Origin of the sequence: Serratia sp. EWG9, from assembly GCF_019913725.1 — a bacterium.
In the GTDB taxonomy this organism is placed as follows: Bacteria; Pseudomonadota; Gammaproteobacteria; order Enterobacterales; family Enterobacteriaceae; genus Serratia; species Serratia ureilytica.
This window is the reverse complement of record NZ_JADNRO010000011.1, coordinates 69,046-83,565: the sequence shown is the minus strand read 5'-3', so window position 1 is coordinate 83,565 and position 14,520 is coordinate 69,046. Positions and strand designations below refer to the sequence as shown.

Annotated in this window: 12 protein-coding genes; 9 read left to right on the top strand and 3 right to left on the bottom strand. The window is 59.6% G+C overall.

Features of this window, described 5'->3' with window-relative positions; all coding sequences use genetic code 11:
- Positions 1-21 precede the first annotated feature (21 nt).
- On the top strand, positions 22-1,065 hold the full coding sequence (locus ITX55_RS20655; protein ID WP_255612411.1) for a porin: 1,044 nt from the start codon (positions 22-24) through the stop codon (positions 1,063-1,065).
- Between the two features lie 139 nt (positions 1,066-1,204).
- Here ITX55_RS20655 and ITX55_RS20650 read toward each other — a convergent pair whose 3' ends face one another.
- Both ITX55_RS20650 and ITX55_RS20645 read right to left on the bottom strand, forming a co-directional pair.
- Positions 1,205-2,149, bottom strand: coding sequence for an NAD-dependent epimerase/dehydratase family protein (locus ITX55_RS20650; RefSeq protein ID WP_046687430.1), 945 nt, complete (start codon positions 2,147-2,149; stop codon positions 1,205-1,207).
- 67 nt (positions 2,150-2,216) lie between these two features.
- Positions 2,217-3,047: an alpha/beta fold hydrolase gene (locus ITX55_RS20645; RefSeq protein ID WP_033643735.1), complete on the bottom strand. Its 831-nt coding sequence runs from the start codon at positions 3,045-3,047 to the stop codon at positions 2,217-2,219.
- A gap of 220 nt (positions 3,048-3,267) precedes the next feature.
- Here ITX55_RS20645 and ITX55_RS20640 point away from each other — a divergent pair, with 220 nt between their 5' ends.
- From ITX55_RS20640 to ITX55_RS20605, 8 genes are all read left to right on the top strand, one after another.
- Entirely contained in the window at positions 3,268-4,671 is a 1,404-nt protein-coding gene (locus tag ITX55_RS20640; protein ID WP_232094309.1) for a coniferyl aldehyde dehydrogenase, read from the top strand.
- 259 nt (positions 4,672-4,930) lie between these two features.
- On the top strand, positions 4,931-7,126 hold the full coding sequence (gene katG, locus ITX55_RS20635; RefSeq protein WP_108681444.1) for a catalase/peroxidase HPI: 2,196 nt from the start codon (positions 4,931-4,933) through the stop codon (positions 7,124-7,126).
- 188 nt (positions 7,127-7,314) lie between these two features.
- Positions 7,315-7,896, top strand: a complete 582-nt coding sequence (locus tag ITX55_RS20630) for a hypothetical protein (protein WP_055312014.1) — start codon at positions 7,315-7,317, stop codon at positions 7,894-7,896.
- Entirely contained in the window at positions 7,893-8,342 is a 450-nt protein-coding gene (locus ITX55_RS20625; protein ID WP_108681446.1) for a hypothetical protein, read from the top strand. The genes ITX55_RS20630 and ITX55_RS20625 overlap by 4 nt, the downstream gene beginning before the upstream one ends.
- Positions 8,335-8,694: a DUF805 domain-containing protein gene (locus ITX55_RS20620; RefSeq protein WP_046896410.1), complete on the top strand. Its 360-nt coding sequence runs from the start codon at positions 8,335-8,337 to the stop codon at positions 8,692-8,694. The genes ITX55_RS20625 and ITX55_RS20620 overlap by 8 nt, the downstream gene beginning before the upstream one ends.
- Positions 8,695-9,173: 479 nt before the next feature.
- A complete protein-coding gene (locus tag ITX55_RS20615) occupies positions 9,174-10,073 on the top strand; it encodes a VOC family protein (RefSeq protein ID WP_223524781.1) in 900 nt (299 codons plus the stop codon).
- 41 nt (positions 10,074-10,114) lie between these two features.
- A complete protein-coding gene (locus ITX55_RS20610) occupies positions 10,115-11,404 on the top strand; it encodes an alginate export family protein (protein WP_108681450.1) in 1,290 nt (429 codons plus the stop codon).
- 501 nt (positions 11,405-11,905) lie between these two features.
- The gene (locus tag ITX55_RS20605) at positions 11,906-13,288 is read left to right on the top strand and encodes a serralysin family metalloprotease (protein ID WP_197755864.1); all 1,383 of its coding nucleotides are present in this window, start codon (positions 11,906-11,908) and stop codon (positions 13,286-13,288) included.
- A gap of 106 nt (positions 13,289-13,394) precedes the next feature.
- Here ITX55_RS20605 and ITX55_RS20600 read toward each other — a convergent pair whose 3' ends face one another.
- Complete coding sequence (locus ITX55_RS20600) at positions 13,395-14,447, bottom strand: nitronate monooxygenase family protein (protein ID WP_197755863.1); 1,053 nt, start codon at positions 14,445-14,447, stop codon at positions 13,395-13,397.
- Positions 14,448-14,520 lie beyond the last annotated feature (73 nt).

Genomic DNA, 14,520 nt, shown 5'->3' with positions numbered 1-14,520 from the left:
GGACGGCGTCATCATGATAAAATGCAATCCTCGCGCTTTTTCGGCGAGCCTGTGGCTCCCGCTGCTGGCCCTGTTGCCGCGCAGCGCCTTCGCCGTGCCGCTGACGGTATCGCAACACAGCAGCCTGAATTTCTACGGCACGATTATCGCCAGACGCTACAGCGGCCAAAGCGAACGCGACGACGGCGACCGCAGCTATCTCTATTTCGGCCTGATCGGCAAAAAAAGATCGCGCCGCGCTGGCGGGCCTACGCCCATTGGGAATATACCGTCAGCTTCGCCGACGCCACCCGAAACAGCACCCGGCTCGCCTACCTCGGCGTGCAGAACGCCGCTCTGGGCAGCCTCGATATCGGCCGCAACTGGGGCGTGCTCTATGATGTGACCGCCCTGACCGATCGCTCCCCGCTGTTCAGAGAAATGGCCTACAACTACATCGACAACTTTATGCGCGGCCGGGCGCACAACCTGCTCACTTACCGCAAACCTTTCAGCCTGTTTCAGCGGCACGCCGCCCTCGCGCTGCAGTATCAGTTCAAAGACGGCGACGATCGACAGGCGCTGGGCAAACAAAACGGCAACGGGTTCGGCGCCTCCTTCCGCTATGTGCTGACGCCGACGCTCAGCCTCATCGCCGCCGCTTCGGCGTCTCAAACCACGCAGCGGCAGCAACGCGCCGCCGGCTATCGTCGGCGCATCGATACGCTGGCCGAGGGGGTTCTCTATGCGTCGAAAAAAATCTATCTCGCGGCCGTGTTCACCCAAAGCGACAACGCCATCAGCCCGCAACAAACCGCTAACCGCGGCTCGGCGTCCAGTTATGAAGCGCTCGCCAAATACCGGCTGACGGACCATATTCAGCCCAACATCGGCTATACCCGTTTGATACAGGCCCGGGCAGGCCGCAACACCGACTTATTGAACTACGAGGAGTTGGGCGTGACCTGGTTGCTCAATAGCAACATGCAGGTGTTTATTAACTATGAATTCAATAACCTTTCTCGGCACGCCCCCGGCGTCGATGCGTCGGACAAACTCGATATGGGCATCAGCTATCACTGGTGACGCGCTGCCGCAGCCAATAAAAAGCCCCGCCCGGTGAAGGGCGAGGCTCGCTCGCGCCGATCGAGACGGTGCGAGAGGATCATGAGGGCAGAGTGATGACAGGGTGCCGAATGCGCCTGCTCATGGCGCGACGGACGCCTCAGCGCGGCGCTTGCGCGTTTTTCCACTCCCGCCAAATCGTTTCCAGCCCGGCGCGATACGTCGTGACGGCGAAGTCGGGAAAACGCTGTTTGAACTTGGTCGAGTCGAACAGGTTATCGTGCTCGTAGCGCGGCAGCAGCTCGCGCATCTCTCGCGCCCCGGACGAAACCAACCCCGCGGCGATCAACGCCCATTTGCCGATAACGGAATATGAAATGTCCTTCCCAAACACCTCGCAGGCCAACGCGGCGAACTGCGCATAGGTGAGCCGCTCGTCGCAGCACGGGAGATGCCACGTCTGGCCGAACGCGTCGGGCGTATTGCCGAGCCGGGCTAACCCACGGCTGGCGTCGGGCGTCCAGATCAGCGTGCGCAGCCTGTCGTCGCGAACCGGCACGCGCGGTTTTTCCCCCGCTTTCAGCCTGTCGACGATCAGCGCATTGGTGAAGCTCTGCGTTTTTCCCGGCCCATAAAACTCGGGCGCACGGCCGATCAGCACGGGGATCTGCTTGCGCTCCATCTCGTCGAGCACCTTCTCGGTCATCAGGGCGCGCACCCGTCCCTTGCGCCCCCGAGGCGCGAACGGCGTCGATTCCGTCTGCGGCTCGCCGTTCTGCGGATACATATAGGTATTGTCGAAATAAACAAAGGGCACGCCCGCGGTACGGCTGGCGTCCAACGCATTCTGCAGCATGGTCGGAAATTGCCGCTCCCACAGCGCCGAATCCGGCGGCAGGCCGGCGGCGAAATACACCACGTCGCTGCCCTTCACCGCCGCCAGGGTCTGCTGTGCATCGAGCAGGTCGGCCGCGACCAGCGTATCGCTGTCGTTGACCTTCCTCGGGTTGCGGCTGACCAATCTTAAATCATCGGTGTACGCGCGCTTCAGTTCACGCGCCAGCTCTTGGGCGATCTGGCCACTGGCGCCCAGGATCGTTTGCATTGGCGTTCCTCATCGCAATGAAAAAAACTCCGCCCACTCAGGGCGGAGCAAAAGTGCTTGTTCGCGCTTAACTGTTCACGAACGCCAGCAGATCGGCGTTGACCTGATCGGCATGGGTGGTCGGTATGCCGTGCGGCGCGCCCTTATAGGTATGGAGCGTGCCGTTTTGCACCAGCTTGGCCGACAGCGCGCCGGAATCCTGATAAGGCACCACCTGGTCGTCGTCGCCGTGGATCACCAGCACCGGAATGGCAATCTTCTTGAGATCTTCGGTGAAATCGGTCTGCGAGAAGGCGACGATGCCGTCATAGTGCGCCTTGGCGCCGCCCATCATGCCCTGCCGCCACCAGTTCCAGATAATGGCCTCCGACGGTTTGGCGCCCGGACGGTTATAGCCGTAGAACGGGCCGGCGGGCACGTCGTAATAGAATTGCGCCCGGTTGGCGGCCAGCTGCGCCTGGAAATCATCGAATACCGATTTTGGGGTGCCCTGCGGGTTACTGTCCGTTTTCACCATCAGCGGCGGCACTGCGCTGATCAGCACCGCTTTGGACACCTTGTCCTCGCCGTGGCGCACGATGTAGCGCACCACCTCACCGCCGCCGGTCGAGTGGCCCACGTGCATGGCGCCCTGTACGCCGAGGTGTTTTACCACCGCGGCGACATCATCGGCGTAGTGATCCATGTCGTGCCCTTCCCACACCTGGCTGGAGCGGCCGTGGCCGCGACGATCGTGCGCAACCACGCGGAACCCTTTGTTCACGAAGAACAGCATCTGGGCATCCCAGTCATCGCTGGACAGCGGCCAGCCGTGGTGGAAGTAGATAACCTTGCCGTTTTTTGGGCCCCAATCCTTGTAGAAAATCTCGACGCCATCGCTGGTCGTTACATAACCCATGTCGTTTCTCCCATTTACACTCTGGTTAAAAAAGAAGGTTTATACTGCGCACGGCGCCGGGATCTCTGGCTCCCTCATCCCGGTTGGCCGACGATCTTGCGTTGATCGTTTAACGAGTATAGGTTTAAAGTTCACTTTAAGGTCAAACCCCATTCGGCAAACCGCATTCCCGCTTTCACTCGGCATCAGGAGAATTCAAGTGCAGGGAGATGACATCCTCATGACGATGGCGCCGCGGCTTGCCGCCCAGCGCCACGCCTTCCTGCGCGACGGCGCGCCGACGATGCAACAGCGCAAGGCCGCCCTGCGCCGCTTGCGGAGCGCCATTCTGGCCCAGCGCGCCGCGCTGGCGGCGGCCGTCAGCGCGGACTTCGGCCACCGTTCGCCTTACGAAACCGACATTCTGGAGATTCTGGTCACCGTTCAGGCGATCGATTACCTGCTGCGCAACCTGAAACGCTTCATGAAGCCGGAGCGCCGCCACGTCGCCCTGCCGTATCAGGCCGCACGCGCCTATGTGCAATATCAGCCCAAGGGCGTGATTGGCATCATGGCGCCGTGGAACTACCCGTTTTCGTTGACCTTCATCCCGCTGGCCACCGCCCTGGCCGCCGGCAACCGCGTGATGCTGAAACCTTCGGAGCTCACGCCGCATACCAGCCGCCTCATCGAAACGATGCTGGCGGCGCTGTTTCCCGCCGATGAGGTCGCCGTCGTGACCGGCGGGCCGGACGTCGGGGCCAGATTCAGCGAGCTGGCGTTCGACCATCTGGTGTTCACCGGCAGCACGGCGATCGGCCGTCAGGTCATGCAGGCGGCCGGCAAACATCTGGTGCCGTTAACGCTCGAACTGGGCGGTAAAAGCCCTGCCGTCATGGCGCGCGGCGCGGTTAACGCCAGAAACGTCAAGAGCGTGGCGTTCGGCAAGCTGTCGAACGCGGGCCAAACCTGTATCGCGCCCGATTACCTGCTGGTTCATCAGGACGATCTGGCAAGCTTCATGGCGCTCTATGACGCGGCGGTTAAAAGCTTTTATCCCGACGGGCCAACCGGCGACGACTACGGCGCCATCATCAACGACAGGCACTACCACCGCTTGCAAGCGCTGCTTGCCGACGCACAGGCGCGCGGCGCGCAACTCCATCCGGTCGGCCACCGCCCGGACTCGGCGTCTGAACGGCCGAACACGCTGGCCCCTACGCTTATCGTCGGCGCCCCCGATGACAGCGCGATCATGCAAGAAGAGATCTTCGGGCCGCTGCTGCCGGTGCGCACCTACGCCGCCTTTGATGAAACGATCGACGTTATCAACGCCGCGCCCCGCCCGCTCGCGCTCTACTACTTCGGCCCGCCGGGCGAGGATCGGGACCGGCTGCTGGCGCGCACCGCCTCCGGCAACGTCAGCATCAACGCCACCCTGCTGCACTTCGCCCAGGACGATCTGCCGTTCGGCGGCATCGGCCCCAGCGGCATGGGGGCCTGTCACGGCATCGAAGGATTTCGGGCGCTGAGCCACGCCAAAGGCGTTTTCATCCAGAGCCGCTGGCGCTTTACCGACCTGCTGCGCGCGCCGTTCGGCAAGCTGGCGGACGCGGTGCTCGCGTTCATGTTGCGGCGCCGATAACGCGGCGTGTTGACTATCAATAGCACACCCATAAATCGCCGCAAGCTATCACAATATTCACTCATTCCTATTTTATCTCTCCGCCGCCGCTGACTAAGCTTAGCCCTATGTCCCCCTTTGCCCGTTGGCGGCGAGGGTGACGTAAATCGATTGAGTTCAGTTATTTAGCGCAACACCCGACGCAAGCCTTACCCGCATGCCTTGTTAACCGCTCCACGCCCGGCGGCTGGAGCATCTTTACGGAAGCAGAGAGCGCATTATGACAACTGAAAGCAAATGCCCGTTTTCGGGCGGCAAGCAGCCCGCACCGCAGAACGGCCCCACCAATCAGGATTGGTGGCCTAATCAGCTCAGCCTGAAACCGCTGCACCAGCACTCCCCCCTGTCCGATCCGATGGATAAAGACTTCAACTACGCCGATGCCTTCAACAGCCTCGATCTGGCGGCGGTCAAACAGGATCTGCACGCCCTGATGACCGACTCGCAGGAATGGTGGCCGGCGGACTTCGGCCACTACGGCGGCCTGTTCATCCGCATGGCCTGGCACAGCGCCGGCACCTACCGCATCGGCGACGGCCGCGGCGGCGCAGGCGAAGGCCAGCAGCGCTTCGCCCCGCTCAACAGCTGGCCGGACAACGTCAGCCTCGACAAGGCGCGCCGTTTGCTGTGGCCTATCAAGCAGAAATACGGCCGCAACATCTCCTGGGCCGACCTGATTATCCTGACCGGCAACGTGGCGCTGGAATCGATGGGCTTCAAAACCTTCGGCTACGCCGGCGGCCGCGCCGACACCTGGGAGCCGGACGACGTCTACTGGGGCTCTGAGAAGATCTGGCTGGAACTGAGCGGCGGGCCGAACAGCCGCTACTCGGGCGACCGCGATCTGGAAAACCCGCTGGCGGCGGTGCAGATGGGCTTGATTTACGTCAACCCGGAAGGCCCGGACGGCAATCCCGATCCGGTGGCCGCCGCGCGCGACATCCGTGAAACCTTCGCCCGCATGGCGATGAACGACGAAGAAACCGTGGCGCTGATCGCCGGCGGCCACACCTTCGGCAAGACCCACGGCGCCGGCCCGGCGTCTCACGTCGGCGCCGATCCGGAAGCCGCCGGACTGGAAGCGCAGGGCCTCGGCTGGCACAGCACCTTCGGCTCCGGCGTCGGCAAAGACGCCATCACCAGCGGCCTGGAAGTCACCTGGACCACCACCCCGACCCAGTGGAACCACGACTTCTTCCGCCACCTGTTCGAATACGAATGGGAGCTGGGCCAAAGCCCGGCCGGCGCGCACCAGTGGGTGGCGAAAGACATCGGTGACACCATTCCCGACGCCTTCGATCCCAACAAAAAACGCCGCCCAACCATGCTGACCACCGACCTGTCGCTGCGCTTCGATCCGGCCTACGAGAAGATTTCGCGCCGCTTCTATGAGCACCCGGAGGAGCTGGCCGACGCCTTCGCCCGCGCCTGGTTCAAGCTGACCCACCGCGACATGGGGCCGCGCGCGCGCTACCTCGGCCCGGAAGTGCCGCAGGAAGCGTTGATTTGGCAGGATCCGATCCCGGCGGTCGATCATCCGCTGATCGATGAGCAGGACATCGCCGCGCTGAAAAACGCCGTGCTGGCTTCCGGCCTGTCGGTGTCGGCGCTGGTCTCCACCGCCTGGGCTTCCGCTTCCAGCTTCCGCGGCTCAGACAAGCGCGGTGGCGCCAACGGCGCGCGCATTCGCCTGGCGCCGCAAAAGGACTGGGCGGTCAACCAACCTGCGCAGCTCGCCGCGACGCTGGCCAAGCTGGAGAGCATCCAACGCGCCTTCAACGATGCGCAGACCGGCGGCAAGCGCGTCTCGCTGGCGGATCTGATCGTGCTGGCCGGCGCGGCGGGCGTGGAACAGGCGGCGAAGAACGCCGGTTTCACCCTGACGGTGCCGTTCGCCCCGGGCCGCATGGACGCCTCGCAGGAACAGACCGACGTGGACTCCTTCGAGGCGATGGAGCCGCTCGCCGACGGTTTCCGCAACTTCCTGAAGGGCAAATACCGCGTGCCGGCCGAAACGCTGCTGGTCGACAAGGCGCAGCTGTTGACCCTGACCGCGCCGGAAATGACGGTGCTGGTCGGCGGGCTGCGCGTGCTCGACGCCAACGTCGGCGGCACACAGCACGGCGTGTTCACCCATCGCCCGCAGGCGCTGACCAACGACTTCTTCGTCAACCTGCTCGACATGGGCACCACCTGGCACCCGGTCGGTGAAGACGGCCTGTTCGAAGGCCGCGATCGCCGCAGCGGCGCGGTCAAATGGACCGGCACCCGCGTCGATCTGGTGTTCGGTTCGCACGCGCAGCTGCGCGCGCTGGCCGAAGTCTACGGCAGCGCCGACGGGCAAGAGAAGTTCGCCCACGACTTCGTCGCCGCCTGGAACAAAGTGATGAACCTCGATCGTTTCGATCTGGCGTAACTTAGCGACAGCACAAAGCCCGCCACGGTAAGTCGGCGGGCTTTTTTATTTGAGGGTAAAAACCGACGACACAACACATAAAAATGACTAACTGATTGATAAAATTTATAACCCCATGATAGGTTAGGCGATTAAATGTATACAAAGACAATTTAAAAATATTAAAAATCAATAAAATAGGAGTAATCATGGACGATATTAATGTTTACGGAGAAACAGGAATATTTATCATTAAAGAACAAATTTTCAGCAAAAATGGACTCCCGTCCATAGGACACTTCTCTCCTTCTGCTGTACAAATCCAGCGCTACGTCTACCAATTGCGTAAGGAACAAGAGGTTTTTTGGGAGGGACGAAAGATCGACTATACACAGCTCGGCATTTGGGAAAAATTTAAGATACTGATGGGCAACGACTTGGTCAGTAGAGACAAACAAGGGGGCAGCACGCTCTATTCACTGGAGTTCGCCGGATTTGAAACAAGAATAACACCTCTGGATGGAGCAAAAGCACCCCTCCCCGAATTTTTAGGAAAATCCTATAAGATTAACGTACCCACACCTTACATTTATGGCCAAGATCCTATCCCAGAGATGAAGCTCTATGGCAGGAAAGACGTCTCATTCATTATGAGCAACGGTGGACAATCAGCCCCTACTGCAATGGCAAAATACAACAAGACGACCAAGAATCTGATAATGATTCGTACTGAACTAGAAATGAAAAATTTGATGTTATCCTTGAGCAGCGCCAAGGAGCTAAAAAAATGAAGAAAACGATGCTGTTCATTAGTCTGATAGTCATTTATGGTTTTATTGGTTATTTTCTGCACCTCCCAATGGCAAAGCTCTACTTTGCCGGGAAAACATTGTTTGTTTCTGACGTTGCAGCAACGGTCGTTACCCAGTTTAAGGCCGCCGGGATTTTCATTTTGTGCGGTGTCATCATCCTGACGCAGATCGTACTGACAAAAAAATCAAAATCCGTTAGACGATATGCCGTTATCTATAGCACTTGGGTGGGTATCCACTTCGTCTACCTTCTCGTCATCTTGATACTTAAGAGCAAGTTCCTGGAACCTCTCAACAAAATCCCGATGGATGCAATTGCTATTGAACAGTTTAACCTTGCTGGCCCAGCGCTTATTTCTCTGGTTTTAACCTGTTCGTCGCTATGGCTCGTCAACAAGTCAGGACAATCAGCACGCAATGTCTAAACAACCGAGAATCCTGAATAGTCTACTCAACTGTTACAAAAAGACCTTCACCTACTCAGGTCGCGAAAGCCGTGGGCCTTATTCAATGCTGCTTTTGTGCCAGCACGTTTGGTTTCTGCTTTATCTCGCTGTTATCGCCAGCAAGATGAATGAGATTTCCATTTTCGCGCTCGCAGCGTTTTTGCTGCCTATGCTAGCGGCCAATGTGCGCCGTTTGCACGATGCGGGTTACTCCGGTGGTTGGTGCCTGACCTGGTTCTGCTTCACACCCTATGTGATGCTGATCTTCGCGCTGTTCCTTCCCGCAAAGAACCTCAACAACCCTTACGACGATCGCCCAAACCTGGCGTAAGCCCCCTCAACGGCCTGCTTCGGCGAGCCCTGTCAGGCGCCGCGATATTCTCTTTTCCCGCTTATTCGTATTTACTCAACAAGTCATATAAAAATTTGATGGGCGGCAATTCTTTTAATGCTGTATTTATATTTAGAGGGCAATGAAGAGCGTAAACTCACATCGTTAATGCGATATATCCCATCAAGGAGATGACCGTTATGGATTATCCTCGATACACCTCAACACGCGGCGAGGCGGGTCTCATCATCGCCGTCCCTTAGCGGCAGCGGGTTTGGCCGGCAAAGGCGCCCCATCGTTTTACGCCATAAAAATAGATGTTATGCACCTGCGCGATATTCGCCTGGGCGCCTGACGTTCGCCCTTCGTTAATGTTTCACGGCGCGCATTGCGCTTCTGGTTTTTATTTTTCAGCCGACGGGAAAGCTCATGGAAAATTACGCTTCACTCAGGAAAATAACCGCTACCTGGAGGTCAACATGCAACATATTATCGGCATTTCTTCTCGTCGACTGAGGATATCGGCCCTTGCGCTGCTGCTCCCGGCGATGTCATGGGCGGCCGATACGGCGTCTGTCGCCGTAGGGCCGCAGTATGACACCACCCATGTCTACGTCGAACGCGGCAAGATGGATGCCTTTGTCGACAGCATCCTGAAAACCTTCGGCGGCACCCGCACCGAACGCGTGCTGGTCAACGTCACGCCCACGCCCAGCGAAACCTACTCCCAGCTGATACTGACGCCGGCCGGCAGCTTCTCGGTGTTCGATTTCAAAACGCCGATCCCGCATCCGTTTGGCGCTGAGCGCAACGGTTTTCTGGTCAGGGATATGGACGCCGCCATCCGGCAAGCCAAGGCCGCCGGCGCCGATGTGCAGGTCGAACCCTTCGACGATCCGATTGGCCGCGACGCAGTGATCCAGTGGCCCGGCGGCGTCAACATGCAGCTTTATTGGCACACCAAAGCGCCTGACTACAAGCCGCTGCTGAGCGTGCCGGAAAACCGCCTGTATCTCTCCGCCTACCGCGTCGACGATTTCCTGAAAAGCTACCAGGCGTTCTCGCACGCCAAGGTGGCGAGCGACGCGCAAGTCAGCGATGCGGCGATCGGCCGTAACGGCAACGGCAAGATCCGCCAGATCGAACTGGACTCCCGCTTCGGCAAAACGCGCATTTTCGTCACCGACGGGCATCTGCCTTATCCGTTCGGCCATGAGCGCACCGGCTATGGCGTCGACGATCTGTCGGCCACGCTGGCCAAAGCGACGGCCAGCGGCGCGCAGGTGCTGTGGCATTCGACGGCGGCGGAACGCCGCGCCTCGGCGCTGGTGAGCTTCCCCGGCGGCTATATCGCCGAAATTCACCAGACGGCTAAATAAACCCAAGGCGCGCTGCGGCGCGCTTTTTTCTTCGGATATCCATGATGAAACGCACGCTACCCGCACTGTTGCTGTTCTCCACGCTCCCCGCGCTGGCGGTGGAGCCCGCCGCTTCCCCCTGGAAAAACATCCCGTTGGGCGATGCGGCCACGTTGTCTTTCGACGGTTCACTGCGCGAGCGCTATGAATGGACGGATCAGCGGGATCTGAACGGCGGACGCGACGACACCTTCATGCAGCGCTTGCTGGTTGGCGCGCGCCTCGACTACGGCGACTATGTCGGCGCCTATGTGCAGGTGGGATCGTCGCTGGCCACGCCGCGCGACCGCGGGCGCAAGCCGACCGACGAAGATCATGCCTACCTCGGCCAGGGCTATGTGGATATGAAACTGCCCACCGCCTACGGCCTCGGCACCCTGCGGATCGGCCGCCAGGAGATTGCCCTGGGCTCGCTGCACCTGCTGGGCACCCGCGACGGCCCCAACGTGCGCCGCTCCTTCGACGCTATCCGCGCCAGTTGGGTCAAGGACAAAAACCGCCTCGACGCCTTTATCGGCCACCCCATTACGCTCAAGACCGGCAGTTTCGACGACGATACCGACAACAGCCAAAAGGTGTGGGGTCTGTACGGCACCACGCCGCTGACGCCGCTGGCTTCCTCGCTCGATCTTTATACCTTCGGCTTTGAAGATAACGACGCCCACTACGCGCAGCTCAGCGGGCAAGAGCGGCGCTACACCGTCGGCGCGCGCATTTTCGGCGCGGCGCAGGGCTTCGACTGGGACAATGAGGCCGCCTGGCAGTTCGGCAGCGCGGAACAGCGCGACATCCGCGCCTGGTCGGCGTCGGCGCACGCCGGCTATACGGCGAACGACTGGCGCTGGCGGCCGCGCTTCGGCGGCAAGATTGGCATCGCCAGCGGCGATAAAAACGGTCACGACGGACAGCTCAATACCTTTAACGCCATGTACCCCAAGCTGCCCTACCTGACCGAGAACGGGCTGGTGGCGCCGGCGAACCTGATCGCCATCCATCCTTCGGTCACGATCACGCCGTGGCAAACCCTGTCCATCGACTTCAGCTGGGACGCGCTATGGCGGCAACGCCGCGAGGATGCCTTCTACCTCGGGCCGATGCGCCCGGTGAAAGGCAGCGCGCAGGGCTCGCGCTTTATCGGCAACCAGTATCAGGTCGAAACAACCTGGACACCGCGCAGCGATCTTCAGTTCAAGGTGGCCTATGTCTACTTCGACGTCAGCAACAGCCTGCAGCACCATGCCGGGCTAAAAAACATGAACTTCGTCCTGGCGCAGGGCACCTACAGTTTTTAAGTATCAGGCAAGTTAATCGGTGTACGCGGGCGCCCTCAATAATCCCGTATCCGATTAATGACGACAGCCGGCGTGCGGCCGCCTCTATGCGTTACGGCAATGGCGGCTACTCACCGCATTTCACAGATAAAAAGCTGGAAAAGCAGAAAGATAAATCAGCGACGCAAACGCCGCGCGCCGATTACAGAGAAATATTAAATAAAGATTTAATTCCAACGAGTTATTTAAACACGTCTTTTACTCATATCTTATGTAAAAGATTCATATAAGAATAACTCATTAATAAAATAATTGTGTTTATACTGCTTTAACTCAATCACAGTGCACAATTAATTCCTCACCGTGATTAATGATAAGGATATATTCCGCTTGAACGCAATATTCAAGCCAGACCAAGGAGGCAAGCCAATGATATCACTTTAATTACCCCTGATTTTCAAACCTGTGTACGAGCATATAGAGCGTTAGGTGCAATATTGTCAACGTCCAAAGGAGTTTGATATGTCATTAGCGACCGATAAGATTTCCGATTATTTAACCCGTTATGAAAGAGGCGATCACGCGGGGAGCAGTAAACCGTCATATACCACGCAAGAGGTTTCAGATCTGCTGCTGAGGAGCCATTATTCCGCCAATGGCAAAGGCGTGACCGACCATGCGGCTACCTTGACCTACTCTTTCCCCGTCTATACGGGCAGCGACAAGACGGGCGCCGCGCAGCTTACCGCCGCCCAGCAAGCCCAAACCAAGCTTTCATTGCAATCCTGGTCGGATGTGGCCAACATCACGTTCACCGAGGTTAAAGGCAACGACGCGAAAAATGCAGATATCAAGTTTGGTTTTTATAAGGCGGCCAGCGGGGGCAATTACACCTCGTATGAAAGTACGCAGAGCAATCTCAAAAGCACCATTTGGATCAGCGGCAATAACGGCTACGACGCCTCCAATCCGCAAACCAATAATTACGCCAGGGATACACTCACCCATGAAATAGGGCATGCGTTGGGGCTTTCTCATCCCGGCAATTATGATGCGTCAAATGCCACCTACCCCACCTACGCCAACTCGGCGAAGTATTATGAAGACGACCATCAATATTCTTTGATGAGCTATTTTAACGAACAATACACCAGCGCTGACTATAAAGGCGTTTGGCCATCGGGGCCGCAGCTGGATGATATTACCGCCATACAGAAGCTTTACGGCGCGAATACCACCACGCGCACCGGCGATACCACCTATGGTTTCAACTCGAATACGGACAGAGACTTTTTGAGCGTTAAGGCGTCCACGGACAAAATCGTGGCGGCTATCTGGGATGCCGGCGGCAATGACACGCTGGATTTTTCAGGCTACAGCCAGGATCAGCGCATCAACATTAACGAAGGCGCATTCTCTGATGTCGGCGGCTTGAAGGCGAATATCGCCATCGCCTACGGCGCGCAGATTGAAAATATCATCGGCGGCAGCGGCGCCGACATTCTTGTGGGCAACGCGCTGAACAATACGTTAAAAGGCGGTGCAGGCAACGACATCATTTACGGTGCCGGCGGCGCCGATCAGCTCTGGGGCAATGCAGGCGCGGACACCTTCGTCTTCCGCGAAGCCGGCGACAGCCAAGCCGCCGCGCCGGATTGGATCCGCGATTTCCAGACGGCGGTGGATAAAATCGACCTGTCGTGGCTCAACCAGACGGCTAAGGCCGAGGGGGGCGAGTTGCACTTCGTGGATAGTTTAAGCGGCTCGTTGTATGAAGCGGCGCTGAATTATGACGCGCAGCAGAATGTCACCGATCTGGCCATCAATCTCTCCGGCAATCAATTGCCTGATTTCCTTGTCAAAATCGTTGGGCATGTCGACGCTTCCGCCGATATTCTCGTCTAGCCAAGGCAAACCCGCAGTCCGGCCTTCACGCCGGACTGTTTATCTCTCTCAGGCCTCACCCCGGCGTCTTTTTACATTGCCACAGCAATAAATCGCGCCGACGAGGTCACACCGCTTCCAGCTCCGCCGCCAGGGTGGCGACCAGCTCCGCCGCCGGCATCGGCCGCGCCAGGCCTACGCCCTGCCCGGCCCACAGCGACATAAACTCCGCGCGTCCGGCCTTGGCCGCCGCCTGGCGAATATCGCCGGTGAGCGCGTTCTGCACCGGATAAGGCAGGATCTGCGCCTCTTCCGCGCGCATCTGCCGCATGAAATCATTAACGATGCCGCGCGCCGGGCGGCCGCTGAAGGCGCGCGTCAGGCGCGTGCTGTCATCGCCGGCGTTGCGCAGCGCCGCTCGCCAGGCTTCGGCGATGCCCGACTCCGGGCTGCACAGAAACGCGGTGCCCAGCTGCGCCGCCTGCGCGCCCAGCAATTGCGCCGCCGCGATGCCGCGCCCGTTCATGATGCCGCCTGCGGCGATCGCCGGGATCTTCACCGCCGCCGCCACCTGCGGCAACAGGGCCATCAGGCCGACGCAGGATTGCTCGATGTCGCCAAGGAAGGTCGGGCGATGCCCCCCCGCCTCCGCGCCCGAGACGCAGACGAAGTCGGCGCCCGCCTCTTCCCAGGCGCGGGCTTCCGCCACCGTGGTGGCGGTGCCGATCACTCGCGAGCCGGCCTTCTTGAACTGCGTGACCGTCGCGCGCGGCAGCACGCCGAAGGTGAAGCTGACCACCGGCGGTGCAGCCTCCAGCAGGGCCGCGATCTGGTCGCGGTTGTTTTCGGCGAATTGGGCCGGCATGGGCGGCTCACTCAGCCCCAGCGCTTCGCGGAACGGCCGCAGCAGGTGCTGGGCGCGCTTGAGCTCGGCGAGATCCGGGTGCTGCTCATCGAGCAGAAACAGATTGATGTTGAACGGCGCGGCGGTCTGCGCGCGGATCTGCTGCACGCGCTCGAGGATCACCGCCGGGGAAAACAGCGCCGCCGCGCACGATCCCAGCGCCCCGGCGTTGCTCACCGCCACCGCCAGCGCCGGCGGCGACGCGCCGTTCATCGGCCCCTGAACGATCGGATAGCGCAGCCCAAGCTCGCGGGCAAAAGCAGAAGGTGCCGTCATCAATATGTCTCCCTGTGCTGACTACATTCGTCTTACGGCGGCCGCGCCGCCGAACCGACCAAAAGCATAGCAC

What these genes read in the sequence shown, in the direction of transcription:
- ITX55_RS20655 (WP_255612411.1), top strand. Translation starts at nt 22, where the DNA reads ATGCAATCCTCGCGCTTTTTCGGCGAGCCTGTGGCTCCCGCTGCTGGC.
- ITX55_RS20650 (WP_046687430.1), bottom strand. Translation starts at nt 2,149, where the DNA reads ATGCAAACGATCCTGGGCGCCAGTGGCCAGATCGCCCAAGAGCTGGCG.
- ITX55_RS20645 (WP_033643735.1), bottom strand. Translation starts at nt 3,047, where the DNA reads ATGGGTTATGTAACGACCAGCGATGGCGTCGAGATTTTCTACAAGGAT.
- ITX55_RS20640 (WP_232094309.1), top strand. Translation starts at nt 3,268, where the DNA reads ATGACGATGGCGCCGCGGCTTGCCGCCCAGCGCCACGCCTTCCTGCGC.
- katG (WP_108681444.1), top strand. Translation starts at nt 4,931, where the DNA reads ATGACAACTGAAAGCAAATGCCCGTTTTCGGGCGGCAAGCAGCCCGCA.
- ITX55_RS20630 (WP_055312014.1), top strand. Translation starts at nt 7,315, where the DNA reads ATGGACGATATTAATGTTTACGGAGAAACAGGAATATTTATCATTAAA.
- ITX55_RS20625 (WP_108681446.1), top strand. Translation starts at nt 7,893, where the DNA reads ATGAAGAAAACGATGCTGTTCATTAGTCTGATAGTCATTTATGGTTTT.
- ITX55_RS20620 (WP_046896410.1), top strand. Translation starts at nt 8,335, where the DNA reads ATGTCTAAACAACCGAGAATCCTGAATAGTCTACTCAACTGTTACAAA.
- ITX55_RS20615 (WP_223524781.1), top strand. Translation starts at nt 9,174, where the DNA reads ATGCAACATATTATCGGCATTTCTTCTCGTCGACTGAGGATATCGGCC.
- ITX55_RS20610 (WP_108681450.1), top strand. Translation starts at nt 10,115, where the DNA reads ATGATGAAACGCACGCTACCCGCACTGTTGCTGTTCTCCACGCTCCCC.
- ITX55_RS20605 (WP_197755864.1), top strand. Translation starts at nt 11,906, where the DNA reads ATGTCATTAGCGACCGATAAGATTTCCGATTATTTAACCCGTTATGAA.
- ITX55_RS20600 (WP_197755863.1), bottom strand. Translation starts at nt 14,447, where the DNA reads ATGACGGCACCTTCTGCTTTTGCCCGCGAGCTTGGGCTGCGCTATCCG.